Source organism: Ottowia oryzae, assembly GCF_003008535.1.
Taxonomy (GTDB): Bacteria; Pseudomonadota; Gammaproteobacteria; order Burkholderiales; family Burkholderiaceae_C; genus Ottowia; species Ottowia oryzae.
In genome coordinates, this window is record NZ_CP027666.1 from 50,038 (window position 1) to 76,400 (window position 26,363).

The window sequence follows — 26,363 nt, forward strand, 5'->3', positions numbered from 1 at the left end:
GGCTTACCTCAACTTCAGGGAAGACAGCCCCACCAGGCACAGCAGCATGGTGATGATCCAGAAACGCACCACGACCTGGGTCTCGGCCCAGCCGCTTTTCTCGAAATGGTGGTGCAGCGGCGCCATCTTGAGCAGGCGGCGCCCTTCGCCATAGCGGCGCTTGGTGTACTTGAACCAGCTCACCTGCAGCATGACCGACAGCGCCTCGACCACGAAGATGCCGCCCATGATGGCCAGCACGATTTCCTGGCGCGTGATGACGGCGATGGTGCCCAGCGCGCCGCCCAGCGCCAGCGCGCCCACGTCGCCCATGAACACCTGCGCCGGATGCGCGTTGAACCACAAGAAAGCCAAGCCCGCGCCGGCCATGGCGGCGCAGAAGATCAGCAACTCGGCCGTGCCCGGGATGTGCGTGAACAGCAGGTAGCGCGAGAAGCTGATACTGCCCGTGACGTAGGCAAACACACCCAGCGCCGAGCCGACCATGATCACCGGCATGATGGCCAGGCCGTCCAGCCCGTCAGTCAGGTTCACGGCGTTGCTGGCACCCACGATCACGAGGTAGCTCAGGATGACGAAGCCAGCCACGCCCAGCGGGTAGCTGACCTCCTTGAAGAACGGCACGGTCAGGCCCGTGGCAGGCGGCAGGTCGAGCGTGAAGCCGGACGAAACCCAGTTGACGAACAGCTCCCACACCTTGGCGTTGGAGCCTTCGGAGATGCTGAAGACCAGGTAGAAGGCCGCCGCCAAACCGATGAGCGATTGCCAGAAATACTTTTCGCGCGAGCGCATGCCCTCCGGGTCTTTGTTGACCACCTTGCGCCAGTCGTCTACCCAACCGATGGCGCCAAAGCCGAAGGTCACCACCAGCACGATCCAGACGAAGCGGTTGGACCAGTCGAACCACAGCAACGTGGAAATGGCGATGGACAGCAGGATCAGCACACCGCCCATGGTGGGCGTGCCACTTTTCGACAGGTGCGTTTCCATGGCGTAGCCGCGCACGGGCTGGCCGATCTTCAGCTCGGTCAGCTTGCGGATCACCCAGGGGCCTGCGGCCACGCCGATGATCAGCGCTGTCATCGCGGCCATCACCGCGCGGAAGGTGATGTACTGGAAGACGCGAAAGAACCCCAGCTCAGGCGACAAGCCCTGCAACCAAGCGGCCAGGTTAAGCAGCATGTGCGCCCTCCGTCGCTGCGCCGGCAGCGGCCGACAACGCAGCCACCACGCGCTCCATGCGCATGAAGCGCGAGCCTTTCACCCCGATGGTCGCGGACTGCGCCATCACCTTGCGCACGGCTTCGGTCAATGCGTCCATGGTTTCAAAATGCAGGCCGCCGCCAAAAGCCATGGCGGTGTGGATGGCCATCGGCCCGTGGGCAAACAGACGATCGATGCCGCGTTCGCGCGCATAGGCGCCCACTTCGGCGTGGAATTCCGTGCCCTGGTCACCCACTTCGCCCATGTCGCCCAGCACCAGCAGGCGCGGCGCGGGCAACTCGGCCAGCACGTCGATCATGGCGCGCACCGAATCCGGGTTGGCGTTGTACGTATCGTCGATCAAGGTGATCGCGCGGCCCCTGTGGCGCAGCGTCGCCGTGCGCGAACGCCCCTGCACCGGTTGGAATTCGCTCAGCCCACGTGCCATGGCGTCGGGCGGCACGCCCGCCGCGGTGCAGCACGCGACCGCCGCCAGTGCGTTGCGCAGGTTGTGACGCCCGGCCACGTGCAGCGTGCACGCCACCGTGCCCGCGGGCGCGTCGATCTGCGCTTGCCAGTGGTCGCCTTGCCATTCGCTGGCGCGCAAGGTGACGGCACCCGAATGCTCACCAAACGATAGCTGCTGGCGCCCGTCGGACATGCGCTGCCACAGGTTTTCGTACGTATCTTCAGCGGGGTAGATGGCGCTGCCGCCGGCGGGCAAGGCGCTGAACACAGAGCCGTTTTCACGCGCAACGGCGTCCACCGTGGCCATGAATTCCTGGTGCTCACGCTGCGCGTTGTTGACCAGCGCCACCGTGGGTTCGGCGACGCCAGCCAGGTAGGCGATCTCGCCGGGGTGGTTCATGCCCAGCTCGACCACCGCCACCTGATGGTGATCGCGCAGGCGCAGCAGCGTCAGCGGCAGGCCAATGTCGTTGTTGAAGTTGCCTTGCGTGGCCAGGGCGTCGTCGCCGCGCCAGGCGCGCAGGATGGACGCGATCATCTGCGTGACCGTGGTCTTGCCGTTGCTGCCGGTCACGGCGATCAGCGGGCCTTGAAAGCGCCGACGCCATTGCCGCGCCAGATCGCCCAGCGCCAGACGCGCGTCGGGCACCAGCAGGCCAGGCAGGCCGCTGGCGGCCAGCTGCTCGGCAGCGCTGGCGTCGCACAACACGGCGCTGGCGCCCTGCTGCGCGGCGGCGCCAATGAAGTCGGCGGCGTTAAAGCGCTCGCCCTTCAGCGCCACGAAAAGATCGCCCGCCTGCAGGCTGCGTGTGTCGGTGTGCACGCGCTGCACGCACTGCGCGCCGTCGCCCACCAGCTTGGCCTGGGGCAGCCACGCGGCAATTTGCGTCAGGGCCAGATTCATCCCGCTCATGCGCGCACCTCCGGCGCTGTTTGGCGCGCCGCCAGGGCCTGCTGCACCTGATCGACGTCGGAAAACGGCAGGCGCTGGCCCGCGATTTCCTGGTAAGTCTCATGCCCCTTGCCTGCCACCAGCACCACGTCTTCGGTGGCGGCTTCGTGAATGGCACGTTCAATGGCGCGGGCGCGGTCGGGTTCAACCAGCGCCGCCGGGCGCCCGGTCAGGCCAGCCAGCACCTGGTCGATGATGGCCTGGGACGATTCGTCGCGCGGGTTGTCGCTGGTCACAATCAACCGGTCGGCCGCAGCCTGCGCGGCGGCCGCCATCAAGGGGCGCTTGGCCGCGTCGCGGTTGCCGCCGCAGCCAAAGACACACCACAGCCGCCCGCCGCGCGCATCCGCCAGGGGGCGCAGCGCGGCCAGTGCCTTGGCCAGTGCGTCCGGCGTGTGGGCGTAGTCCACCACCGCCAACGGGGCGCCCGCGGCATCGATGCGTTGCATGCGCCCCGGCACCGGCGGCAGATCGCTGCATGCCACCACCGCGTCGGCCAGCGGCACGCCCAACGCCCGCAGGGCGGCCAGGACGCCCATCAGGTTGGACGCGTTGTAGTCGCCAACCAAAGAGGTGCGCAGCGCGGCGGTTTCGCCCGCCTCGTGCACTTGCCAGCCCATGCCTTGCGCGCTGTGCGTCAGGCCGCTACCGGCCAGGCGTGCGGGTTGCTGCAAGGAGTAGGTCCACACGTCGACGCCACGGTCGGCGGCGAGCGCGGCCAGCTCGGCACCGCGCGGGTCGTCCAGGTTGATCACCGCCGCCTGCAAACCGGGCCAACCGAACAGCGCGGCCTTGGCTTGCCAATAGGCCTGCATGCTGCCGTGGTAGTCGAGGTGGTCTTGCGTGAAGTTGGTGAACACGGCCACGCGAATGCGCGTGCCATCCAGCCGGTGTTCGGCAATGCCGATGGACGATGCCTCGATGGCGCAGCTGCGCACACCCGCATCCACAAAATCGCGGAACCGGCGCTGCAGCAGCACCGGGTCGGGCGTGGTCATGCCGGTGCTTTGCACATCCGGAGCAACACCAATGCCCAAAGTGCCCACCAGCGCACACGGGGACAGCGCTGGCAGCTTCATTTTTGATAGCATCAACGATAACCACCAGGCCGTGGTCGTCTTGCCGTTGGTGCCGGTGATGGCCACCACGTTCAGCGCGCGCGAGGGGTGTTCGTAGTACGCGTCGGCCACCAGGCTGGTGGCGGCCTTCAGATTGGCGTACGCAGCCACGGGCGCGCCATCGTCCCAGCGGAAGTCTTCGGCGCCTTCCAGCTCGACCAGGCACGCCGTGGCGCCTTGCGCGAGCGCATTGCCCACGTACTGTCGCCCGTCCGTTGCAGCGCCCGGCCAGGCGATGAAGCCGTCGCCGGCACGCACCTGCCGGCTGTCGGCTTGCAGTTGCCCGCCCACGCGCGCGCGCAGCCAGCTGGCGGCCTGTTGTGGGGAATGCAGGACAGGCAGGGCCATGTCAGAACGATTCCTCGACCTGCTCGGCCACGATGGCTGGCTTGACGGCCACGTCCGGCTGCACGCCCATGATGCGCAGGGTTTGCTGCACCACTTCGCTGAACACGGGCGCCGCCACGGCGCCGCCGAAGTACACACCATTGCTGGGCTCGTCCAGCATCACGCCGACGACCACGCGCGGCGATTCGATGGGCGCCATGCCGGTGAACCACGAGCGGTACTTGTTCGCCGCATAGCCCTTGCCCACCTGCTTGTGCGCGGTACCCGACTTGCCGCCGACCGAGTAACCCACGGTCTGCGCGCGCTGACCGGTGCCGCCCGGGCCGGCCGCCATCGCCAGCATCTTGCGGATGGCGCGGGCGTTTTTCTCGGAGAAGACCCGCACGCCCTGCACACGCGCGCCGCTATCCAGCTTGAGCAGCGTGGCGGGGATCACTTCGCCGTCGTGCGAGAACGCGGTGTACGAGTGCGCCATCTGAAACAACGATGCCGACAAACCGTACCCATAGGCCATCGTCGCCTGCTCGACCGGCTTCCAGGTCTTCCAGTTGCGCACGCGGCCCGTGGCCGCGCCAGGGAAGGCCAGATCCGGCTTGCGGCCGTAGCCCAGCGCGGAATAGGTTTCCCACATCTCCTGCGGGCGCAGCTTTTGGGCGATCTTCAGTGCGCCCACGTTGCTCGATTTCTGGATCACGCCCTCCACGGTCAGGCTGCCGTAGTTGTGCGTATCGCGAATGGTGAACCGGTCCAGCTTGTAGCTGCCGGGCGCGGTGTTGATCACCGTTTGCGGCGTGACCCGGCCCAGCTCCAGCGCGATGGCCGCCGTGATCGGCTTCATGGTCGAGCCTGGCTCGAACGTGTCGGTGATGGCAATGTTGCGCAGCTGCGCGCCCGTGAGGTTCCGGCGGTCGTCGGGCGAATAGCTGGGGTAGTTGGCCAGCGCCAGCACTTCGCCCGTCTGCGCGTCCAGCACCACCACGCTGCCCGACTTGGCCTTCTGCGCGGTCACGGCGTCGCGCAGCTTTTGGTAGGCGAAAAATTGCACCTTGGAATCGATCGACAGCTGGATGTCCTTGCCATCGACGGGCGGCACATCGTCGCCCACCGCCTCGACGGCGCGGCCCAGGCGGTCCTTGATGACGCGGCGAGAGCCGGCCTTGCCCGCCAGCTGCGAGTCGAAGGAAAGCTCGGCGCCTTCCTGACCCTTGTTCTCCACGTTGGCAAAACCGACCACGTGCGCGGCCGCCTCGCCCTCGGGGTACTTGCGCTTGTATTCGCGGCGCTGGTGAATGCCCGGGATCTTCAGCTCGGCGATCTGCTTGGCCACGGGCTCGTCCACCTGGCGCTTGAGCCAGACGAAGCTCTTGTCCTCATCAGCCAGCCTTTTATTCAGATCGGCCAGCGGCATGCCCAGCAGCTTGGCCAGCTGCTGCAGCTTGGCCGGATCGCGCTCCACATCTTCGGGAATGGCCCAGATGCTAGGCGCCACCACGCTGGAGGCCAGCAGCAGGCCATTGCGGTCGAAGATGCGACCACGGCTGGCGGGCATGTCCAGCGTGCGGGCAAAGCGCACCTCGCCCTGGCGTTGAAAGAACGCGTTGCCAAACACCTGCACGTAGGCAGCGCGGCCAATCAGCACGATGAAGGCCAAGGCCAGTGCGGCGACGATGAACTTACTGCGCCAGACCGGCGTCTTCGACGCTAGCAGCGGGCTGGAGGTGTAACGGATGTCCTTCACGGCGACCGCCTCTCAGCCTGCGGGGCAGATGCCATGGCCGGCAGCGCGTTGGCCGAGGTCACGTACTCGGTAACAGCCGGAGTGACAGTGCGCATGGCCAGCTTGTCCTTGGCCAGCGTCTCGACCCGCAGCGATGTGGCGGCGGCGCGCTTTTCCACCTCAAGGCGACCGCGCTCGGTCTCCAGGCGATGGGCTTCGGCGGCGGCACGGTCCAGTTCGGTGAAGAGCCGACGCGAGTCGTATTGCACGCGCACCAGGTACATGGCCGAAACCATCAACGCAGCCAGCAGAACGATGGACAGGCGAGTCATGCGTGCCCCCGGCCCCGCGCGGCGGGCAGCGGCGCGTCGGTGCGCTCGGCCACGCGCATGATGGCGCTGCGCGCGCGCGGATTGGCTGCCACTTCGGCCTCGGAGGGGCGCACGCGATCCAGCGCGCGCAGCAAGGTGGGCGCCGGCTCGGCGAAGGGGGCGCGGCGATCCACCACCGCGCGCGAATGGCGAGCGATGAACTGCTTGACGATGCGGTCTTCCAGCGAATGGAAGCTGATCACCACGAGCCGACCTCCGGGTTGAAGCACATCCAGACTGCCTTTCAGCGCCTGCTCGAGCTCTTCAAGCTCACCGTTGACGAAAATCCGAACAGCCTGAAATGTGCGCGTTGCAGGGTTCTGGCCCGGCTCGCGGGTTTTGACCGCGCCAGCCACGAGTTCGGCCAGTTCAGCGGTGGTTGCAAGAGGGCCCCGTTCTTGTCGGCGCGCGACAATCGCCTTTGCAATGGGGACAGCAAACCGTTCTTCGCCGTAGTCACGAATCACCTCTGCGATCTGTCGCTGCTCTGCGACCGCCAGCCATTCGGCTGCACTGGTGCCGCGCGTGGGGTCCATGCGCATGTCCAGCGGGCCGTCGGCACGAAAAGAAAAACCCCGCTCGGGGTTGTCGATCTGCGGCGAACTGATGCCCAGATCCATCAGCACCCCGGTCACGCTGCCGCCCGGCAGATCGCCCAGCGCCGCAAAGCCCTCGTGCCGGATACTGAAGCGCCCATCCTGGATGCGCGCCGCCTCGGCCAGCGCCTCGGGATCCTTGTCGAAGGCCAGCAGGCGCCCTGACGCACCCATCCGCGCGAGCAGCGCGCGCGAATGGCCGCCACGGCCAAACGTGGCGTCCACGTAGCTGCCGTCCGGGTTGGTGACCAGCGCGTCGATCGCTTCGCTGAGCAAGACGGTGGTGTGCGTCCATGTGTTCACCCCTTCAGCCTGCCTTTAGAAAGCGAAGTCCTTGAACACTTCGGGCATTTCGCCTTGAAGTGCCTCGGCTTCCTGGGCTTCGTAGCGCGCCTTGTCCCACAGCTCGAAGTGATCGCCCATGCCCAGCAGCATGGTTTCGCGCGTCAGGGCGGCGGCGGCGCGCAGCTCGGGCGAGACCAGCACACGGCCGGTGCCGTCCATTTCGACATCCATGGCATTGCCCAGAAAGATGCGCTTCCAGCCCTGCGCCGACATGGGCAGTTGGGCGATCCGTTGGCGAAACTTCTCCCACTCGGGCCGGGGAAACATCATCAGGCAGCCATGGGGGTGGCGAGTGAGGGTGAGCTGGCCGGAAGCGGTGGCCAAAAGGACGTCACGATGCCGGGTCGGCACTGACAGCCGCCCCTTTGCATCCAGACTCAGCGATGACGCCCCTTGAAACACCCGATTTCCCTGCCGTGAGTGCCTTGACGATATGGGAAAGGCACTTTCCCCCACTTAATTGCACTTTTTTGCACTGTAGCAGGAAAACGTCAACGGACAAGTCGGGTGCACAAATTATTTCAATGAAATCAAGACCTTAGCTGGGTTTTCGACCAGCCTTCAAAACAAAATTCGTTTTAAATTAGGGACTTAGCGAGCAAAGTCAAAGTGACGCTTGCACTAACCGACTTGAGGGAATTGCGCAATATTTCCGGCGACGCTGCTCGGGCCGGGAAAAGTGCTGGCCGCACTGACGCCCGCTGGGCGCGCGTCGGTGTGCGCCAAGCCCGTGTCCTTCGCCTGACGTGGATCGCTCATGCAAAGCCGAACTAGGCCGCGTGCCTTATGCGCGTGCCTTCCGGGCTGCGGCAGCCAGCCCGCTCAAGCGGTAGCGGGCACATCCTCGCGCGCCCGTTTTTGCCATCAAAGGATGTAGCGGGACAGATCTTCGTCCTGGCTCAACGCCGACAGCCGCTCGTTCACATAGGCGGCGTCGATGCGCACGGTCTCGCCTTCGTGGCGGGTGGCGCCGAAGCTCAGCTCCTCCAGCAGCCGCTCCATGATCGTGGACAGCCGCCGGGCGCCGATGTTCTCGGTCGATTCGTTGACCGCGAAGGCGATCTCGGCCAGCCGGGCGATGCCGTCGGCGGCAAAGTCCAGGGTGACACCCTCGGTGGCCATCAGCGCCTGGTATTGGCGCACCAGCGAGGCATCGGTCTGCGTCAGGATCGCTTCGAAATCCTGCACGGACAGCGATGAAAGCTCCACGCGGATGGGGAGGCGCCCTTGCAGCTCAGGAATCAAATCGCTGGGCCGCGACAGATGAAACGCGCCGGAGGCGATGAACAGGATGTGATCGGTGCGCACGATGCCGTACTTGGTGGTCACCGAAGTGCCCTCGACCAGAGGCAAAAGGTCGCGCTGCACACCCTGGCGCGACACCTCGGCGGTGCTGCCGCCTTCCAGGCTGCGCGAGGCCACCTTGTCGATCTCGTCGATGAAGACGATGCCGTTCTGCTCCAGGTTGTGCAGCGCCTGCACGCGAATCTCGTCTTCGTTGACCAGCTTGCCCGCCTCTTCGTCGGTCAGCAGCTTCATGGCCTCGGCGATCTTCACGCGGCGCATCTTCCGGCGCCCTGCCCCCATGTTGCCCAGCATGCCCTTGAGTTGTTCAGCCATGTCTTCCATGCCGGGCGGGCTCATGATTTCCATGGTGGGCGCGGGCTGAGCCAGCTCCAGCTCGATCTCTTTGTCGTTCAGCTCGCCCTCGCGCAGCTTCTTGCGAAAGCCCTGGCGCGCGGCACTGTCGCCGCTGGCCGCGTTGCTACCGTCGGCGTTGCGCGCGGGTGGCAGCAGCACGTCCAGCACGCGGTCTTCGGCCAAATCTTCGGCACGCGTGCGGTGCTGCTTCATGGCCTGCTCGCGCTGCTGCTTGACCGCCATCTCGGCCAGGTCGCGGATGATCGAATCCACATCCTTGCCCACGTAGCCCACCTCGGTGAACTTGGTCGCCTCCACCTTGATGAAGGGCGCGTTGGCCAGCTTGGCCAGGCGGCGGGCAATCTCGGTCTTGCCCACGCCGGTGGGGCCGATCATCAGGATGTTCTTGGGCGTGATCTCGGGCCGCAGCTTTTCGTCGACCTGCTGGCGGCGCCAGCGGTTGCGCAGGGCGATGGCCACGGCGCGCTTGGCGTCGTTTTGGCCCACGATGTGGCGGTCAAGCTCGGAGACGATTTCCTGCGGCGTCATGAAAGACATGGTTTTATAAGCCAAATCAGGCTCCAGCGCCCGCCTACAGGGCGCCAGCAGCTATGTTAATCGGAGCAAACAGCGTCCACCGAGCGCATCAGAGCGTCTCGATCGTGTGGCTCATGTTGGTGTAGATGCACAGCTCGCCGGCGATTTCCAGCGACTTCTTGACGATCTGATCGGCCGGCAGCTCGGTGTGGTCGAGCAGCGCCTTGGCGGCCGACTGGGCGTACGCGCCGCCCGAACCGATGGCCACCAGGCCGTGCTCAGGCTCCAGCACGTCGCCATTGCCGGTGATGATGAGCGAGGTGTCGCGGTCGGCCACCGCCAGCATGGCTTCCAGGCGGCGCAGCACGCGGTCGGTGCGCCAGTCTTTGGTGAGCTCGATGGCGGCGCGGCTCAAGTGGCCTTGGTGCTTCTCCAGCTTGGCCTCGAAGCGTTCAAACAGCGTGAACGCATCGGCCGTGGCACCGGCGAACCCCGCCAGCACCTTGCCGTGAAAGAGTTTGCGCACCTTGCGGGCCGAGCCCTTGATGACGATATTGCCCAGCGTCACCTGGCCATCGCCGCCGATCGCCACCTGCCAGCCCTCGGGCGTTTGGCGCCGCACGCTGATGATTGTTGTGCCGTGAAAGGGTTCCATGCGGTGCAAATGGGGGCGAGTGAGCGCCGCGCAAGAGGCGGGCCGCGGCAAGACGATCAACTGGCCCAGGCGCCGCCTGGGCCGACACCAGCCCTCAGTCGCTGCGCAGCAGCACGCGGGCCGTGTCTTGAATGCCGATCACGCCAAAGAAAGCCGCCACCAGCCGATTGACCTGCTTGAACGTCACCGGGCGGCCTTCGGCCTTTTGCTGCATGGACCAGTTCAGCAAGTCGCCCGCCGCGCCAAAGTCCACGCGCAATAGCTTGCGGCAGTTGAGCTCATAGCGCGATGCACCGCGGTGATCCGCATAAGGCAAAAGCGCGGCATCAGCAGTGCCGATCAGTTCGCCGCGCAAGTCCCCGCGAAGCACGCCGGCATCGTCCACGTGAGGTGCGCCCGACACACGCGGCGGCGCCCCCAGTTGAGAATCTGCTGGCGTCGGCGGTTGCCCGAAATCGGTCGGGGGCACCGTCTGGCCCTCTTCCGTCATCCGCTGGAAGTTGCCGGCCGGCGACTCCCAGGCCGGAGGCGAAACCTCGTAGGTGACGCAGTAGTTCAGCGCCACCAGCTCGAATTCGTCCATCTCGTCCATCACGCGCAACAGCGCCAGGCGGGCATCCCACCATTGCGGGTCGGCACTGCGGTCGTCGGTGGGAGAGCGCTCTGCCAGCAACTCCAACAGACGGTCCTCGCCCAGGAACTTGACGCCACCGGGCGTGTCGCCCAGGCGCTTGAGCACCTCGGTCAGCGCGGGCAGCGCAGCCGGCTCGATGCCCTTGACGTGGCGCCAGTCGATGCGCCAGGGCGGCGCATTGCGTGCCAGGCTGGCGTTCAAGGCGGCGATGGACTGGATGCCAATGCTGGACGGCCCCGTCCAATGGAACAGGCCAGACACGATCGGCGCAGGCGCGGTGGAAGCACCCAGCGCAGAGGCCAGCGGCGTCGGCGCGCTTTCGGTCACCAGCGCCCACTGCGGCGCTGAGCGGCCAAACTGGTCGGCGAAATCGATGCCGGCGTCGTCGAACTTGTCCTGCTGGTGGCTGGCGCGGTACAGGTCGAACAAGGTCAGCCAGGTGTCGATGTCGTGTTGGCGGCTGCCGCCGTCACGCAGCAGCTCCAGCAAGCCGGCCTCGGCGCCCACCACGTCGCCATTGGCAAAACGGATGGCCACCTCTTCGATGACCGGATCCTGCTTGGCCTCGACCATCACTTCGACGTTGAAATCGGTGTGGCCGCCAAAGAGCACCACGCCAGAGCGCGTATTCGCACCGGTGTCCGCGTCCGCTGGCGTGGCTCGTGCCACCGGCGTGATTGCCGGGCTCAGATCCAGCATGGGTGCGGGCGCGCTGACCTGGGGCCGCAGCTCCATCTCTTCGCTCAGGGTGACGGTGGGCGCGAAGGCCCGCATCTGCGGGTTGGCCGCTGGCTCGCCGTAGGGTGCGTGCAAGGTTGGTGCGGTGCCGTCGCCCGAGGCAGTCAAATGGGCTGGCCGTGTCGGCAATGGCTGTACGCGCTGCGCGTCGGCATTCCCTGCTGCGTCGGCTGCGCCGCCGGCCTGCGCCTGCCCCGCCTTGTTCTTGAACCAGGCGGTGGACATCTGCGCTTCGATCTCGTCGATCTTCTTGAGCGTGCGCGCGCGTTCGCCGGTATTCGCGGGTTGGCTGCTGGGGTAGAACGACGGCACGCCGGGCGGCACGTCGCGCGTGCCATCGCCCTGGCCGCGTCGGCGCAGCTTGCGCAGCATGTCGAATTCGCGATTGCGCACGAAGTCGTTCCGGCGCTTGCGGACAATCATTTCCTTGAGCGCCACGCGCGATTCCGCATCGCCCGAGGAAGTTTCAGGCCGATCGAGATCCGACCAGTGCGTGGTCGGGCTGGTCACGAACTTGACCACCTTGGACAGCAAGCGGCCGCGGCGTGTTTCGGAATCCTTGCTCATGCGTTCAGCTGGGCGCGCTGTGGCGCGCCGTGGTTAATGTCCCGGATCAGTCTCCGAACATCTTTTGCTTCAGCTCGCGGCGCTGCTGCGCTTCCAGCGACAGCGTGGCGGTGGGCCGCGCCAGCAGGCGGGGCACGCCAATGGGCTCGCCTGTCTCGTCGCAATAGCCGTAGTCGCCCGCGTCGATGCGCGCAATGGACTGCTCGATCTTCTTGAGCAACTTGCGCTCGCGGTCGCGGGTACGCAACTCGAGTGCGTGCTCTTCCTCGATGGTGGCGCGGTCGGCGGGGTCCGGCACCACCACGGTGTCGTCGCGCAGGTTTTCAGCGGTCTGCCCGGCGTTGGTCAGGATGTCGTCCTTGAGCTGCACCAGCTTCATGCGGAAGAACGCCAACTGCTTGTCGTTCATGTACTCGCTGTCGGGCATGGCGACGACTTCGGCATCGGTCAGTTCCTGGACGCTCTTGGTTTTCCAGTTGTTGGCCAACTTCGGGTCTTTCTTGACCGGAATGGCCACAGGCGGCGTAGCAACAGAGGACATAGGGACGGGTAAAACCTTCAACGGCGCCGGCGCGACCGCGGCGGCAGAGGATCGGGGGACAGCGGGGGGCGCCACAGCCTTGGCAGCGCGGGGCGCAGCCTTGGGTTTGGCGGGCGTGGCCTTGGTGGCAGGGCCTTTAGGAGCCGCGGATTTCACGTCAACTGTCTCCTATGCAAACGCGGCGCGACGGCGCGACGGCTACAAGCTGGTCGGTATCCAACGAATGAAGCAGTACCCTTTTCATTCGCACCAAGCCCTGTTTTTGGCTTTCTTGGGCAACGTGGCCAAGGCATTCGTCGCAGACCGATGCCCTGCTCAAAGGCGGCGATTGTAGCCACGTCCGCAAAAGCGGGGTGACCGCCGTGCTTAACAACAACCAGTATCCGCGCATTTTCGGCACATATCGGGATCTTCGCATGCACCCACGGGTGTGTTCGACCGCCTGAGCGGCGCGGCTACACCAGGCACTGCTGCAGACCCTGCACCAAGATGTCCTTGGGCAGGTCGATGCCGATGAAGACCATTTTCGACACCCTGGGCTCGCCCTCGGCCCACGCAGGACCCAGGTCGCTGCCCATCAGCTGATGCACGCCCTGAAAGATGACCTTGCGCTCGGTGCCCTGCATCCAAAGCACGCCCTTGTAGCGCAGCATGCGCGGCCCGTAGATGTTGACGATGGCGCCCAGGAAGTCTTCCAGCTTGGCCGGGTCCAGCGCGCGGTCGCTGCGAAAGACGAAGCTTTTGACGTCGTCATCGTGGTGGTGATGGTGGCCGTGCGCGTGGTCGTGCTGGTGCGACGGGTGGCCGCAGTGCTCGCCATGGTGCTCGTGATCATGGTCGTGGTGGTCGTGACCATGATCGTGGTCGTGCTCGTCCTCTTCCTTGAGGAAGTCCGGGTCGATGTCCAGCTTGGCGCTCAGGTTGAAGCCGCGCAGGTCGAACACGTCCTTGATCGGCACCTCGCCAAAGTGCACCACGCGCTGCGGCGCGCGCGGGTTCATGTGTTTGAGGCGGTGCTGCAGCGCGTGCAGCGCCTCGGCGTCCACCAGATCGGCCTTGCTGATGAAGATCTGGTCGGCAAAGCCCACCTGGCGCTGCGCCTCCACGCGGTCGTTCAGCTGCTCGGGCGCGTGCTTGGCGTCCACCAGGGTGACGACGGCGTCCAGCAGATAGGCCTCGGCGATCTCGTCGTCCATGAAGAAGGTTTGCGCCACCGGGCCAGGGTCGGCCACGCCGGTGGTTTCGATCACCACGCGCTCAAAATCCAGCTCACCCTTGCGTTTCTTGGCGGCCAGGTCGGCCAGCGTGGCGCGCAAATCTTCGCGGATGGTGCAGCAGATGCAGCCGTTGCTCATCTGGATGATCTGCTCTTGCTGGTCGCTGACGAGAATGTCGTTGTCGATGTTCTCTTCGCCGAATTCGTTCTCGATCACGGCAATCTTCTGCCCGTGCGCCTCGGTCAGCACGCGCTTGAGCAAGGTGGTTTTGCCGGATCCGAGGAAGCCGGTGAGGATGGTGACGGGGATGAGGGACATGGAAGGAAAACCTTAGGCCCGCAACGCGCCCAATCGGCGTGCGGGCAACCAGCAAAACGCACAGTGTAGCCATTGAGCGGGCGGCTTGCAGGCCTACGGCAAAGCCCGTCGGCGGCACCCCGTCAGCGCTTTGGAACTACTATTTTGATAGCTTGCCGCGCACGCTGCACCAGCGCTAGAAGCCAATTTCTTTACCCATTCTTCGTGCAGCACCGGCGATGGCCGCGCGCCCGCCGATCACTTCTTGCGCGCCCTGGGGTGCGCCGCGTCGTACGCCTTGGCCAGGTGCTGAAAATCCAGCCGCGTGTAGACCTGCGTGGTGCCGATGTTGGCGTGGCCCAGCAGCTCTTGCACCGCGCGCAGGTCGCCGCTGGACTGCAGCACGTGGCTGGCGAACGAGTGGCGCAGCATGTGCGGGTGCACCGGCGTTGCCAGGCCCGCGCGCAGGCTGCGGCGGCGCAGGCGTTGCCAGATGGATTGGGCCGTCAGCCGCGTGCCGCGCTGGCCGATGAACAGCGCCAGGGCTGCATCGCCAGCCTTGTCCGTCTTGGCTGCATCGCCAGCCCTGGCCGCCTTGGCTGCGTCAGCAGACGTGTTCGCTTCTGCCAGTGCGCCCACCTGCCCGCGCACAGCCAGCCAGCGGCCCAGCGCCTCGGCCGCGGCGCGGCCCAGGGGCACCGCGCGGCGCTTGCCGCCCTTGCCCTGCACCTGCACTTCGCCCGCCTGAACATCAATCCAGCCGCGCCCCGCGCGCGCAGCGGCGTCGCTGGGCGCCACGTCCAGGCCGACCAGCTCGCCCACGCGCAGGCCGCCGCCGTACAGCAGCTCCACCATGGCGGCGTCGCGCGCCTCCAGCCAGGGGTCGTCGTCATCGTCGACGTGGTCGGCCAGGTGCATGGCCTCGTCCACGCCCAGCGCCTTGGGCAAAGGGCGTGGCTGCTTGGGCGCGCGCACGTCCTGCACGGGGTTGGCGCTGATCAGCCCCTCGCGCCCCAGCCAGGCGTAAAAGCCGCGCCAGCCCGACAGGATCAAACCAATGCCGCGCCCGCTGCGCCCGCCCGCGTTCATTTGCGCCACCCAGCGGCGGATGTGGTGGTTTTGCACCGCCGTCAGCGGCACGGCGGCCTGCAACGCGAATTCGGTCAGCTTTTCCAGATCGAGCCCGTACAGCGTGACCGTGCGCGCGGCCAGGCGCTTTTCAACGCGAACGTGCTCCAGGTAGCGCGCCAGCAGCGCTTGATCGGCGTCGGAAAGCGAAGGGGAAGGCGCGGTAGACATGCTAGGTAAATCGTAGCACTTCGCGCCCGCCGGTGCTGCGCTGGATGCCCAAAACGCCATGCCCGGACCTGCACCGGGCACGGGCGTTGTCCCCCTTGCGAAGCAGAAGGGGCAAGCGCCGTCAGCCGCTCAGGGTTACATCCTAGTAATCCCGCACGCGCGACAGCGAAGCGCTGGCCAGCTCGGCGATGCGCTCCAGAAAATCGGTCGCCATGCCCGCCTGGTAGCGCTGGCTGTCGGGCGAGGCCAGCACCAGCATGCCAAAGGCCGGGCTGGTGGCACCATTGCGCAGCGGGATGAGGGACAGCGAGGCCACGTTGTCCGGGTCGTCCAGCCATTTCACGGCGTCGAAACCGGCGTTCACGCCGCAGTAAGGCACCGTGAGCGACGAAGCCAGGCTGCGGATGTCCTCGCTGGCGCCCTGCGCGAAGGGCTCGTTGGCGTACACCTCGGCCACGTCCCACAGTTTCAGCGCCGCCTGCGGCACGCTGAACTGGCTCTTGATCTCGCTGACCAACACGGCAGGCAAATCCACCGGGCGCGCCACCAGGAACAGCTGGCGCGACCAGCGCTGCAGCTTGTCGCCGATCAGCATGTTTTCGTTGCCGTGGCGCATCATTTCCATCAGGCGCAGCTCCAGCACCTTGATCTTCTCGCGCAGCATCTCGGCCTGGCGTTCCTGCAGGCTCACGGTGCGCCCGCCGTGCGGGCTGGTCAGCTGCACGCCGGCCAGCAGATCGGCATTGCGCTCAAAGAAATCGGGGGTGTGCACCAGAAACTGGGCGATGTCGGCTTCGGTGATGGGGGTGACGGGCTCGGTCATTTCAAGTCAGGTACTTCGGTTTCGCCTTCAAACACGGTCACGGCGGGGCCGGTCATGCGCACGGGGTCGGCGTCGCCGCCGGCCCATTCAATGGTCAATACGCCGCCGTGGGTGAACACGTCCACGCGCGCATCCAGCAGGCCCAGGCGAATGCCCGCGACCACGGCAGCGCACGCGCCAGTGCCGCAGGCCAGGGTTTCGCCAGCAGCGCGTTCGTACACGCGCAGGCGGATCTGCCCGCGGTTCACGATCTGCATGAACCCGGCGTTCACCCGCTCCGGAAAAGCGGGGTGCGACTCGATCAGCGGGCCCTGCTGCGCTACCGGGGCGCTCTCGGCATCGTCCACGATCTGCACGGCGTGCGGGTTGCCCATGGACAGCACCGCTACATTAACCATAGCTGCCTGCGCTGTATTGACCTGCGCAAGCGCCTGGTTTTCTTCCAAAGGCAGCGGCCAGACCTGCCACGCGCCTTCTGGCAGCGGCGACAGGCCGTCGGTGTTGAAAGGCACCCGCGCCAGGTCGAAAACGGGGGCACCCATGTCCACCGTCACGCGGCCGTCGGCGCCCTCGGTCAGCGCCAGGATGCTGTTCTTCACCTTCACGCGCACGGTGCTTTTGTGGGTCAGCCCGTGCTGGCGCACGTAGCGCACGAAGCAGCGCGCGCCATTGCCGCAGTGCTGCACTTCGCCGCCGTCGGCGCCGTTATGGATGACGTATTCAAAGTCCACGTCGGGCGTGGGTGCGGGGCGCACGGTCAGGATCTGGTCGGCGCCGATGCCAAAGTGCCGGTCGCCCAGCCAGCGGTACTGCGCTGGCGTCAACCCAAGCGGGCCGCGCGTTTCGTCAAGCACGACAAAGTCGTTGCCCGCGCCCTGCATCTTGGTAAAGCGGATGTGCATGGTGGAATTATCCCCGCATCCTTGGCGTGGGCGTCGTGATCCGCAGCGGCGCTGGTGCTGACGCTGTCCAGCGCCTGGGGCACTCACTTTTCAGTAGCTGCCAGCACCCGTCCAGAGAGCGCCAACGGCCTTTTTCCTATGCATCTTCGCGCACCGTCCTGCTCGGCCGGCGCGCGGGGTCAGGTGACAACGCCTGGGCGCCAGCGCGCCCCACGCGCCCCACGCGCTGCACGCCGGCGCCTTGCGCATCAGGCGCGCTGGGGCGTGCCTGCCAGCGCCTTGTAGACCACGCCGCCGATGGCGCCGCCGATGAGGGGCGCCAGCCAGAACAGCCACAGTTGGCTGAGGGCGCCAGTCTGCGCGAACAGCGCCACGCCGGTCGATCGCGCAGGGTTCACCGAGGTGTTGGACACCGGGATGCTGATTAGGTGGATCAAGGTCAGGCACAGGCCGATGGCGATGGGCGCAAAGCCAGCGGGTGCGCGCGAATCGGTGGCGCCCATGATGACGAAGAGGAACATGGCGGTCATCACCACTTCGCACAGCAGCACGGCCATCATCGAATACTTGCCGGGCGACAGATCGCCAAACCCGTTGCTGGCAAAGCCACCGGGCTGCCAGCGCGCCTGCCCGCTGGCGATGCCGTACAGCACGGCCGCAGCGATGATCGCGCCGATCACCTGCATGACGATGTACGGAACCACCTGCACCGCCGGAAAGCGGCCGCCGGCTCACAGGCCCACCGTCACCGCCGGGTTCAAATGGCAGCCGAGATGTGCCCGATGGCAAACGCCATCGTCAGCACCGTCAGGCCAAAGGCCAGCGCCACGCCCGCGAAACCGATGCCAAGCTGCGGAAAGGCGGCCGCCAGCACCGCACTGCCACAGCCGCCCAGCACCAGCCAGAAGGTGCCAATCAATTCGGCCAGATACTTATTCATGATCAAGTTCCTCTCATCCCAGAATGAAGACGCGCGCATGGTACGGCGGGAAAGCACCCGCCCAATGGAGACGCCGCCAGAATGCGACGAGTGCCCGCTGCGTGTCGCGATACCACCACGCAAGCGCAGCGATGTGTTGCCCGGTGTAGCACAACACCGCCAAGCGGCGACGCCGTACGGGCCACATCAAAGCTGCCACCCATGTGCCTGGGTGCCATGAGCGCGTGGACGCCGCCCTCTATGCCCCTGGCCGACAGCCAGCGCCACGGCGCGGGCTGCGAGCTGTTTCTGGTCGAAGGCGAATCCGCTGCGGGCGCCGTGGCCGCCGTGCGCGATGCGCCAACCCAGGCCGTCCTGCCGCTGCAAGGCAAGCCGCTGAACGCCTGGCGCGCTGGCGCTGCGCGTGTGGCCGCATACCCGCTGTACCGGCGGTTGGCAGCAGCGCTGTGCGGAGCCGACGCCACCGACGGCGCCCACCTTCCGTTGGCCAGCCTGCGCTTCGAACGGCTGATGCTGCTGTTCGACCCGGACGCGGACGGTATTCACATCGGGGCCTTGATGCTCCTTTATTTGCAGCGCTTTGCGCCCGCCCTGCTTGCGCAAAAGCGCGTCTGGATGGTCAGAGCTCCGATGGGCGGCGTGCGCGTCGTCACCCGCGCAACGGGCGAGGTGGAGGACGTCTGGGCCTACACGCCCGAGCAGGCGCGCACGCTGCGCGCCCGCGCGCTGGCTGAGCCGCAGCGCTGGCAGTTGCAGCGCGACTGGGCGTTTCGCGGCCTGGCGAGCCTGCCGCCCGAGGTGCTACGCGACACCTGCGTGGCGCCCGCCTCGCGGCGTGCTGCGCCGGTCACGGCAGCGCAAGTCGAGCAGGTGGTGGAGGTGTTTGGCGGGGCGCGTTGACGATGGCGCCAGCGGTGGCGGTGGGCAATGCCGTTTTGCAACGCGACGCCATTCGGCGCAGCGTGCAACCCGGCAAGCCGGTCAGCGCGGCAAGCGCAACTACTTGGCTCCGGGCGGCTCCACGCCGCACGGTTGACTCGAATTCCACTTCCTCACGCCTGCCGCTTCAACGCGTTGAACCCCTGTTCGGGTGGGCTTCAGTTCACGCAGCGGTATCACACAACGGTTCTTGTCGGCAGACAAGTGGTACTGCGCCTCGTAGTCAGCGCCTACCCGAGGTGTCCATGCCATTTGAACCTGGCAACTCCAGCGCCCGGCGCCCATGAAGAACAGCAGCGCCAGCGGGCGCCCAGCGGGAACCGCAAACTCTGTGACCAACCCGCCGCCGGTCGGCAAACCTGGCATTCCCAGCCGCTGGACGTTCGTAGCAGAAAGCACGCCCGTCTTGACCAATGTCGTGACCGGCTTGGGACATGTAGAAATATCCACCACGTCCACAAAGCTGGCCCAGGTGACGTCGGTCGCATACTGGGGTGGCGGAACCGTCACCACGCGAAGTCGGGCCAGTGGCTCACCCGGTTGGGGCGTGTACGTCGTCGTGCAGCCAGACAGCGACGCGAACGCTGCCACAGCGGCCAAGGCCAGCGCAGTTGTTTTCATTGATCCCTCCTTGCGCCCGTAGCGCCCACTCCAGTCGCTCACGCATCAAACAAGCTGGCGCCGCCCTGCTGCGGCGCGGTCACGCCCAGGTGTCGGTAAGCAGCCAGCGTGGCGACGCGCCCGCGCGGGGTGCGCTGCAAGAAGCCTTGCTGGATCAGGTACGGCTCGATCACGTCCTCGATCGTGCCCGCCTCTTCGCCGATGCTGGCGGCAATGTTGTCTAGGCCGACCGGGCCGCCGTCAAAGCGGTGGATCACCGCCTCCAGCAGCTTGCGGTCCATCACGTCAAAGCCTTCCGGGTCGACATCCAGCATGGCCAGGGCGTCGTGCGCTATCTTTTTTGATATACGTCCATCGCCCTTGACCTGCGCGTAGTCGCGCACGCGGCGCAGCAGGCGGTTGGCGATGCGCGGCGTGCCGCGGCTGCGCCGGGCGATCTCGGCGGCGCCTTGCGCATCGGCCTCGACGTTCAGCAGCCCCGCGCTGCGGGTGACGATGCGCGTCAGCTCTTCGGGCGTGTAGAACTCCAGCCGCGCGACGATGCCGAAGCGGTCGCGCAGCGGGTTGGTCAGCATGCCTGCGCGCGTGGTGGCGCCCACCAGCGTGAAGGGCTGCAAATCCAGCTTGATGCTGCGCGCGGCCGGGCCTTCGCCAATCATGATGTCGATTTGGTAATCCTCCAGCGCGGGGTAGAGGATTTCCTCGACCACCGGGCTCAGGCGGTGGATTTCGTCGATGAAGAGGACGTCGTTGGCCTCCAGGTTGGTCAGCAGCGCCGCCAGGTCTTTGGGCTTTTCGAGCACCGGGCCGCTGGTCTGGCGCAGGTTGACCCCCAGCTCGGCCGCGATGATGTGGCTCAGCGTCGTCTTGCCCAGCCCGGGCGGGCCGAACAGCAGCACGTGATCCAGCGCCTCACCACGGTGCCGCGCGGCGCCTATGAAGATTTCCAGCTGCTCGCGCGCCTTGGTCTGCCCCACGTACTCTTCAAGATGCTTGGGGCGCAGGGCGCGCTCGAGTGCTTCTTCGCGGGGCGAGCCAGCGCTGGCGGCCACCACGCGCTGGGTCAACGCGCCGGCGGCTTCGAAGTCACCAAAATCGTCGGTCTGAATGCTCACAGGTCGCGTCGATGAATGTCGGTTGAAGCGCCGATGGTAAGCCCCATGGCAGCCCACAAAAAAGGGCTTGCGCTCAACACGCAAGCCCTTTCGGCAAGCCCAATGAATCAGGCGCCTAACGCTCACAGAGCGGAGGGGTCCTTCGCGACCAGCCAGCGGTTCATGCCATTGCTGAAACCGACACTCAGGCGCCCGAAATTGTCGGTGCCTTGCTTGTAGCTGCAGCTGGCGCTGCCACCAAACAAGGTGCCAATCACGTGGCCTGTGGACTTCAGGAGGCCGGAGCCGCTGCTACCGCCTTCGGTGGTGCCTTGCGACCAGGTCACCTGGAGATACGGCGCGTTCGGATTGCTCGTCGGCGTGCAGTTGGCGTTGGCGACGCAGTTGGAATAGCTGGTGACTTGCCCACCGGAGATCTTGGCCAGATCGCCCGAAGGATGGTGGATGTCAAAGACGCTCTGCGCGCCGTTGGGGGCGGCATCCCAGCCCGCCATCCATGCGCCCGACGGCGGCTGATCGTTCAGTTGCACCAGGAGCATGTCGTTGGTCGCACTGGCGTAGAGCAGGCGGGCACCGTTGCTGAGCGTGGTGGCAGCCCCCATCACCTGGAAGCGACCGCATGACGCAGAGCGGAAGAACCAATCTGTCTGCAGCGTAGATGCCGCCGTTTGCGTATTGATGCAGTGGTTGGCGGACAGGAAGTACGGCCTGTTCGACTGCGCCGCATCGTTCAGCAGCGTGCCCGTGCACAGATAGCTCGAGCCATCCTTGACGTAGCGCATGCGTGCCACGGCGTCGCGCTCGTTGGCGCCGGTCTGGTAGCAGGTGACGTCGAGCTCGCACGAATCGGAATCGCCAATGTCCTTGACATGGTCGGAGGTGGTGTTGGCTGCCAGGAAGATATGGGACAGCGTGGGAATGGAAACGGCCAGCGCTGACGTGTCGACACCAGCAGGCAGGGTGATCTGCAGCGCTACGGTATCGCCGCCGAGGTCGGGGGTCCACCAGGTGCGCGAAGCGCTGCCGGTTTCGCCTGCCGCGGCGTTGTCCGCCAGACGCGCATTGACTTCGGCGCCCGTGACTTCGTACACCGTGCGGCCGCTCTGCGTGGAAGACACCTGGAGCATCGCCGCATCAGGCAGCGACGACACCAGCAAGCCCAGGCGCAGGCCTTTGGCGCCTTCGGCCTGGACGCGCAGCGCGCCCACGTTCTGCCCGGCCGCGTTGCGCGACCAAGTCAGCGTGCTGCGCGTACCTGCATCGGTCTGCGTGGGCGCCAAATCGCGCGCCGCGCCAACTTTCAGCGCCTTGCCAGGGCCGTAGTCGTAAAAAGTCTGCTCCTTGGGCAACGCGCCCAGGTGCAGCGTGTTCGCGCTCAGCGCAGGCAGCTCAGACAGCGTCTTGTCGTTGGTCACCACGGCAGATTTAGTGAAGCGACGGCCATCTACTTTGGTGATGTCGTACATGCCGCCGGTACCGGGCGCCGGCGCTGGAGCTGGCCCTGGGGCCGGCGCGGGAGCAGGCGCCGGCGCGGGTGCTGGGGCCGGCGTGTCATCGTCACCGCCGCCGCACGCGCTCAGTGCCATGGTGGCAGCGCAGGCTGCCCACAGAAGATTCAGTTTGTGCTTGTTCATGGATGCTCCTCCCAAGTTAAAGAAATCGAAGTGAATGACCGGAAAGGCCCCGGACTTGCCCAGACCGCGAGCTTGCATCTCTCGGGGCGGGCCGGCGAAAGCTCAACAGATCAACCGCAGTGGATGCGCACGATGCGCTGCGCCGCATCGACCACCACGTTGACTCGGCCGACCTTGTATTCCTTGGTGATCATCGAGTCCGGACGCAACACGCGCGCGTCCTGCGCGCCGGTGGCCGCGCGCACGCGCGCCAGGGTGTCGCTGTCAAACACTTGCCCCACCAGCGACTGCGCGGGTTGGGCATCGCAGCGTGCTTCGGTGGGCGGCGGGTTGCTGGCGGCCTGTGGCGGCGTGCCCGCGGGCGATCCGCCGGTGCAGGCCGACAGCGTCAACACGGAGGCCAATCCCCCCAACCAAAAAGATACCGGTGTGCGCATGAATCTCCCTCTCGCCATGCCGTGCGGCGATGAATGTGGAGCCAAGCATAGCGTGAGAAATTGCCGGCTTAAGTCAGTTCCAAGTCAACATCGCACCCAAGTTGTGCCTGCTTGTTACCTACTTGGCCAGCGCCTTCAAGGCCAACTTAATACCTTCGGCCACGCCCACGCTGGCGGGCAGCGCCTTCAGCGCGGCGGTGGCCTCTCGGTCGTTGTAGCCCAGCGCGATCAGCGCCTGCTGGATGTCCACGTGGCTGTCGCTGGCCGGTGCGGCGGGCGCGCCCAGGTCGGCGCCCAGCTTGCCCTTGAGTTCCAGCAGCAGGCGCTCGGCCGTCTTCTTGCCGATGCCCGGCACCTTGACCAGGCGCCCGCTTTCCTGCGCGGTGACGGCTTGCGCCAACTCGGTCACGCTCATGCCCGACAGCACCGACAACGCCGTGCGCGGCCCCACGCCGCTGATCTTCACCAGCTCGCGAAAGGCGTCGCGCTCGGGCGCGGTGGCGAAGCCGTAGAGTATTTGCGCGTCCTCGCGCACCACGAAGTGCGTGAGCAGCGTGACCTTCTCGCCCAGCTGGGGCAGCTGGTAGAAGGTGCTCATGGGCACATCGACTTCGTAGCCAACGCCATGGCAATCGATAAGGATGTGCGGGGGCGATTTTTCGGCCAGCAGGCCTGCAAGACGTCCGATCACGGGGTTCTTTCATCACGCACCCGTTGGCACAGGCAACCGGCGCAGGTTTAGAGCCAAATACCGCTTCAGCGCTGACCACAACAGCGCAAGCAGCTATTAATCCAATAGCATCTCAATGCCCATCGGAAGTGGGGCATTGTCACCGCAGTCGCCCTGCCGGCTGTGCCCATCAGCGCCTGAAGGCAGTGCGATGGACCGGCTTACACCACCGCCTCAGGGCTTCACCAGTCCACGGCGAGCGGCTTCCAGCGCCGCTTCGGCGCGCGAGGAGACGTTCAGCTTGCGGTAGATCTTCTTCACGTAGTCGGCCACCGTGTGGCGCGACAGGCCCAGCTGCGCGGCGATCTCTGGCAAGGTGTAGCCCTTGGCCACGCGCTGCAGCACCTCGGTTTCGCGCGCATTCAACTCGACGTCGCTGGCGCGCGAGGAGTTGGCCGGCATCACGCAGCCGCCGCCTGAAAAATAGAGCAGCACGCGGCGCGAAAAAGGCGGCGCCAGCGCAGGCTCACCCTGGGCGATCTGGCGCAAGGCAGCCACCAGGTCTTCGGCCGGCTGGGTTCTGAGCAAATAGCCAAAGGCGCCCTCGCGCAAGGCGGGGAACAGGCCTTCGTCGTCGGCGGATCGGGTGAAGACCACCGCCAGCGCATTCGGATGCTGCGCGCGCAAGCTGCGGATCACGGCCGGCGCATCGCCATCGGTCAGCAGCGAATCCACCAGCAGCATGCTTACCGGGCGATCCATCTTGCCGGCCGCCGCGGCGGCGCTGGGGGTGTGCACCACCTGCGCTGCCGGAAACGCTCTGGCGGCGACCTGGGAGAGGCTGCCCTGCGGCCCGGCGTTGGCTTCAACAATAAGGATGCGCTTCATGGTGTGCGGACATGCTAGGGCCGCCAACGCGCCCGGCAGCGCCACGTTTTTCACAGTGTGACATTGTTCCAAGCGCCTTCGCCAACTACTTCTCGAATTCGCGCGACCGTGTCGTTTCAGCCCATCGGGCACCACGCGACGCGCGGCCAAACACGGCGCTTGGGCCCGCGCTCGCACTTGCTTCACAATGGGCTGCGTGATCCTTCGACATACCTTCATCCCCCTCAACAACACGCGGCTGCAACACCTTTGCGGGCCGATGGACGAACACCTGCGCACGATCGAGGCCGGCCTGCAGGTCGCCATTGCGCACCGGCACGAGCAGTTCAAGGTGGACGGCCCCAAGAAACAGGCCGAGCGAGCCATCACGCTGCTGCAGGCGCTGTACGAGCTGGCCGACCGCCCCATCCGCGCCGAAACGGTGCAACTCATGCTGGCTGGCGACGGCCCGGCGGTGGGCGAAGCAGCCGATGGCGCGCCCGCACTGGCCACGCGCCGCGCGGACTTGAAGGCCCGCACCGTCAACCAGGGCGCCTACCTCGACAACATCGCCAGTCACGACATCACCTTTGGCATCGGCCCGGCGGGCACGGGCAAGACCTACCTGGCCGTCGCCTGCGCCGTCGACGCGCTGGAGCGCCAGACCGTGCAGCGCATCGTGCTGACGCGCCCCGCCGTGGAAGCGGGCGAGCGCCTGGGCTTTTTGCCGGGCGATCTGACGCAAAAGGTGGACCCGTACCTGCGCCCGCTGTACGACGCGCTGTACGACCTGATGGGCTTTGACCGCGTGGCCAAGGCGTTCGAGCGCCACCAGCTCGAAATCGCCCCGCTGGCCTTCATGCGCGGGCGCACGCTGAACAACGCCTTTGTCATCCTGGACGAGGCGCAAAACACCACGCCCGAGCAGATGAAGATGTTCCTCACCCGCATCGGCTTTGGCGCCAAGGCCGTCGTCACCGGCGACGTGAGCCAGATCGACCTGCCCAAGGGCGCCACCAGCGGCCTGATCGACGCCGAGCGCGTGCTGCGCCGCGTGAAGGGGCTGGCGTTCACCCGATTCACCAGCGCCGACGTGGTGCGCCACCCGCTGGTCGCGCGCATCGTGGATGCGTACGACGCCGCACCGCGCCATGCCGACAAGGCGCCGCGCGCGTAGCGCATTTTGCTCCTACATTCATAGCTATCAGCGCAGCATGGACCAGCGCCAGGCCGTTTTTCTCAAGGAGTCGGAGTCACCCGATAAAAACATGAACGCCCTTACCCGCCGCACACACCTGCATCTGCTGCTGCTCCCCTTGGCGGTTGCTGCCAGCCTGGCCGCGTGCGGCGGCGGCGATGACGATGGCGGTCAAGTTGACCCGCCCGTCGCGCCCACCAACCTGGCCGACTGCTTCAACCCCAGCATGTACACGGTGGGCAGCAGTTGGACGGTCACCGAGGAAGCCTCTGGCGATACCAACCTGCTCTTCGAAGGTGCTATTCCGGGGACGTTCACCAACGCGCCGGGAGGCGTGGTGACCACTTATGTTCAGGAACCGCCACCTGAATGGGGTTTGCCCGCAGGGACAGTCAAGCTCAGCGAGTTTGCGCCCGATACCCTCGTCTCGCCTGATACCTGGAAGCTTCCCAACTTGTCAGGCACCTACGTTCGCGTCCATGACGGATCGGTCGACCAACTTCTGACCGCGACGTGGTACCAGTTCTCAAGGAACTTCCCGCAGCTCGCGTACAGGGGATACGCGCCTGGCTTGGCTGAGCCCATCGCGCTAGGCAGCGGGCAGACGTACAAGGGGCCCCCGGTCTTGCGTTACAGCACCTCAGTGGGCTTGTATTTCGCGCCGGACAATTCCCGCCATGTCGCCCCTCCCTCCTTGGACGGCAGCCGCGACCCGGTGGCCGACGGGGTCACCGTCCAGCTCACCTACGTCGGACGAGAGACCATCACGATCCCTGCGGGCACGTTTTCGACCTGCCACACGAAAAAGCTGGTCGAAGGCCTGGTCACCGAAGAATGGAAGGTGGCGGAGGGCCCCTACCGCGGCATCACGGTCCAGACGAGTCTGGCGCGCGGCGACAAGCAGGCCCTTCGGGTGACGACATCCGTTAGCGCTAACTGGAAGTAGTCCTCCCATTGACGGCCAACGCCGACC

24 protein-coding genes and 1 pseudogene are annotated in these 26,363 nt (G+C 66.1%); 3 read left to right on the forward strand and 22 right to left on the reverse strand.

Translation table 11 applies throughout. From position 1 onward, the window contains the following. Positions 1-3: 3 nt before the first annotated feature. The 16 genes and pseudogenes from mraY to aqpZ form a co-directional block, all read right to left on the reverse strand. Positions 4-1,182 (reverse strand): phospho-N-acetylmuramoyl-pentapeptide-transferase, encoded by a 1,179-nt coding sequence (gene mraY / locus C6570_RS00220; protein ID WP_106700970.1) that lies wholly within the window; start codon positions 1,180-1,182, stop codon positions 4-6. After that, the gene (locus C6570_RS00225; protein WP_106700972.1) at positions 1,172-2,584 is read right to left on the reverse strand and encodes a UDP-N-acetylmuramoyl-tripeptide--D-alanyl-D-alanine ligase; all 1,413 of its coding nucleotides are present in this window, start codon (positions 2,582-2,584) and stop codon (positions 1,172-1,174) included. Before C6570_RS00225 ends, mraY begins: the two co-directional genes overlap by 11 nt. Then, on the reverse strand, positions 2,581-4,089 hold the full coding sequence (locus C6570_RS00230; protein ID WP_106700974.1) for a UDP-N-acetylmuramoyl-L-alanyl-D-glutamate--2,6-diaminopimelate ligase: 1,509 nt from the start codon (positions 4,087-4,089) through the stop codon (positions 2,581-2,583). The genes C6570_RS00225 and C6570_RS00230 overlap by 4 nt, the downstream gene beginning before the upstream one ends. 1 nt (position 4,090) lies before the next feature. Further along, entirely contained in the window at positions 4,091-5,827 is a 1,737-nt protein-coding gene (locus C6570_RS00235) for a peptidoglycan D,D-transpeptidase FtsI family protein (protein ID WP_106700976.1), read from the reverse strand. Further along, positions 5,824-6,138, reverse strand: a complete 315-nt coding sequence (gene ftsL, locus C6570_RS00240; RefSeq protein WP_106700978.1) for a cell division protein FtsL — start codon at positions 6,136-6,138, stop codon at positions 5,824-5,826. Before ftsL ends, C6570_RS00235 begins: the two co-directional genes overlap by 4 nt. Then, entirely contained in the window at positions 6,135-7,076 is a 942-nt protein-coding gene (gene rsmH / locus C6570_RS00245) for a 16S rRNA (cytosine(1402)-N(4))-methyltransferase RsmH (protein ID WP_106700980.1), read from the reverse strand. Before rsmH ends, ftsL begins: the two co-directional genes overlap by 4 nt. A 15-nt stretch (positions 7,077-7,091) precedes the next feature. Further along, entirely contained in the window at positions 7,092-7,520 is a 429-nt protein-coding gene (gene mraZ, locus C6570_RS00250) for a division/cell wall cluster transcriptional repressor MraZ (protein ID WP_106700982.1), read from the reverse strand. A gap of 462 nt (positions 7,521-7,982) precedes the next feature. Continuing rightward, positions 7,983-9,317: an ATP-dependent protease ATPase subunit HslU gene (gene hslU, locus C6570_RS00255; protein WP_106700984.1), complete on the reverse strand. Its 1,335-nt coding sequence runs from the start codon at positions 9,315-9,317 to the stop codon at positions 7,983-7,985. A gap of 88 nt (positions 9,318-9,405) precedes the next feature. Beyond that, on the reverse strand, positions 9,406-9,951 hold the full coding sequence (gene hslV / locus C6570_RS00260) for an ATP-dependent protease subunit HslV (protein ID WP_106700987.1): 546 nt from the start codon (positions 9,949-9,951) through the stop codon (positions 9,406-9,408). Between the two features lie 94 nt (positions 9,952-10,045). Further along, positions 10,046-11,890: an STAS domain-containing protein gene (locus tag C6570_RS00265; RefSeq protein ID WP_106700989.1), complete on the reverse strand. Its 1,845-nt coding sequence runs from the start codon at positions 11,888-11,890 to the stop codon at positions 10,046-10,048. A 46-nt stretch (positions 11,891-11,936) separates the two neighbouring features. After that, entirely contained in the window at positions 11,937-12,587 is a 651-nt protein-coding gene (gene dksA, locus C6570_RS00270) for an RNA polymerase-binding protein DksA (RefSeq protein WP_245896241.1), read from the reverse strand. A 299-nt stretch (positions 12,588-12,886) separates the two neighbouring features. After that, on the reverse strand, positions 12,887-13,966 hold the full coding sequence (locus C6570_RS00275) for a CobW family GTP-binding protein (protein WP_106700993.1): 1,080 nt from the start codon (positions 13,964-13,966) through the stop codon (positions 12,887-12,889). A 237-nt stretch (positions 13,967-14,203) separates the two neighbouring features. Then, positions 14,204-15,244, reverse strand: a complete 1,041-nt coding sequence (locus tag C6570_RS00280; protein ID WP_106700995.1) for a tyrosine recombinase XerC — start codon at positions 15,242-15,244, stop codon at positions 14,204-14,206. 142 nt (positions 15,245-15,386) lie between these two features. Continuing rightward, positions 15,387-16,067, reverse strand: a complete 681-nt coding sequence (locus C6570_RS00285) for a DUF484 family protein (protein WP_106700997.1) — start codon at positions 16,065-16,067, stop codon at positions 15,387-15,389. Then, a complete protein-coding gene (dapF, locus tag C6570_RS00290) occupies positions 16,064-16,969 on the reverse strand; it encodes a diaminopimelate epimerase (RefSeq protein ID WP_106700999.1) in 906 nt (301 codons plus the stop codon). The genes C6570_RS00285 and dapF overlap by 4 nt, the downstream gene beginning before the upstream one ends. A 248-nt stretch (positions 16,970-17,217) precedes the next feature. After that, positions 17,218-17,909, reverse strand: a pseudogene (gene aqpZ, locus C6570_RS00295) (aquaporin Z). Between the two features lie 216 nt (positions 17,910-18,125). Between aqpZ and C6570_RS00300 the strand changes: the two are divergent. Next, positions 18,126-18,809 (forward strand): toprim domain-containing protein, encoded by a 684-nt coding sequence (locus C6570_RS00300; RefSeq protein ID WP_164675457.1) that lies wholly within the window; start codon positions 18,126-18,128, stop codon positions 18,807-18,809. A 99-nt stretch (positions 18,810-18,908) separates the two neighbouring features. On the opposite strand, the gene C6570_RS17850 is transcribed toward C6570_RS00300, so the two are convergent. From C6570_RS17850 to C6570_RS00330, 6 genes are all read right to left on the reverse strand, one after another. Then, positions 18,909-19,469 (reverse strand): hypothetical protein, encoded by a 561-nt coding sequence (locus tag C6570_RS17850; RefSeq protein WP_123812166.1) that lies wholly within the window; start codon positions 19,467-19,469, stop codon positions 18,909-18,911. Positions 19,470-19,507: 38 nt separating this feature from the next. Beyond that, positions 19,508-20,584: a Holliday junction branch migration DNA helicase RuvB gene (gene ruvB, locus C6570_RS00305; protein ID WP_106701003.1), complete on the reverse strand. Its 1,077-nt coding sequence runs from the start codon at positions 20,582-20,584 to the stop codon at positions 19,508-19,510. Between the two features lie 122 nt (positions 20,585-20,706). After that, on the reverse strand, positions 20,707-22,218 hold the full coding sequence (locus C6570_RS00310; RefSeq protein WP_164675458.1) for a trypsin-like serine peptidase: 1,512 nt from the start codon (positions 22,216-22,218) through the stop codon (positions 20,707-20,709). 110 nt (positions 22,219-22,328) lie between these two features. Continuing rightward, positions 22,329-22,655, reverse strand: a complete 327-nt coding sequence (locus tag C6570_RS00320) for an I78 family peptidase inhibitor (protein ID WP_164675459.1) — start codon at positions 22,653-22,655, stop codon at positions 22,329-22,331. Between the two features lie 118 nt (positions 22,656-22,773). Then, positions 22,774-23,346 (reverse strand): Holliday junction branch migration protein RuvA, encoded by a 573-nt coding sequence (gene ruvA, locus C6570_RS00325; protein WP_106701011.1) that lies wholly within the window; start codon positions 23,344-23,346, stop codon positions 22,774-22,776. Between the two features lie 213 nt (positions 23,347-23,559). Further along, positions 23,560-24,213, reverse strand: a complete 654-nt coding sequence (locus C6570_RS00330; protein ID WP_106701013.1) for a LuxR C-terminal-related transcriptional regulator — start codon at positions 24,211-24,213, stop codon at positions 23,560-23,562. Between the two features lie 196 nt (positions 24,214-24,409). Here C6570_RS00330 and C6570_RS00335 point away from each other — a divergent pair, with 196 nt between their 5' ends. Next, a complete protein-coding gene (locus C6570_RS00335; protein ID WP_106704425.1) occupies positions 24,410-25,369 on the forward strand; it encodes a PhoH family protein in 960 nt (319 codons plus the stop codon). A 37-nt stretch (positions 25,370-25,406) separates the two neighbouring features. Then, a complete protein-coding gene (locus tag C6570_RS00340; protein WP_106701016.1) occupies positions 25,407-26,336 on the forward strand; it encodes a hypothetical protein in 930 nt (309 codons plus the stop codon). The last annotated feature ends 27 nt before the right edge of the window (positions 26,337-26,363 follow it).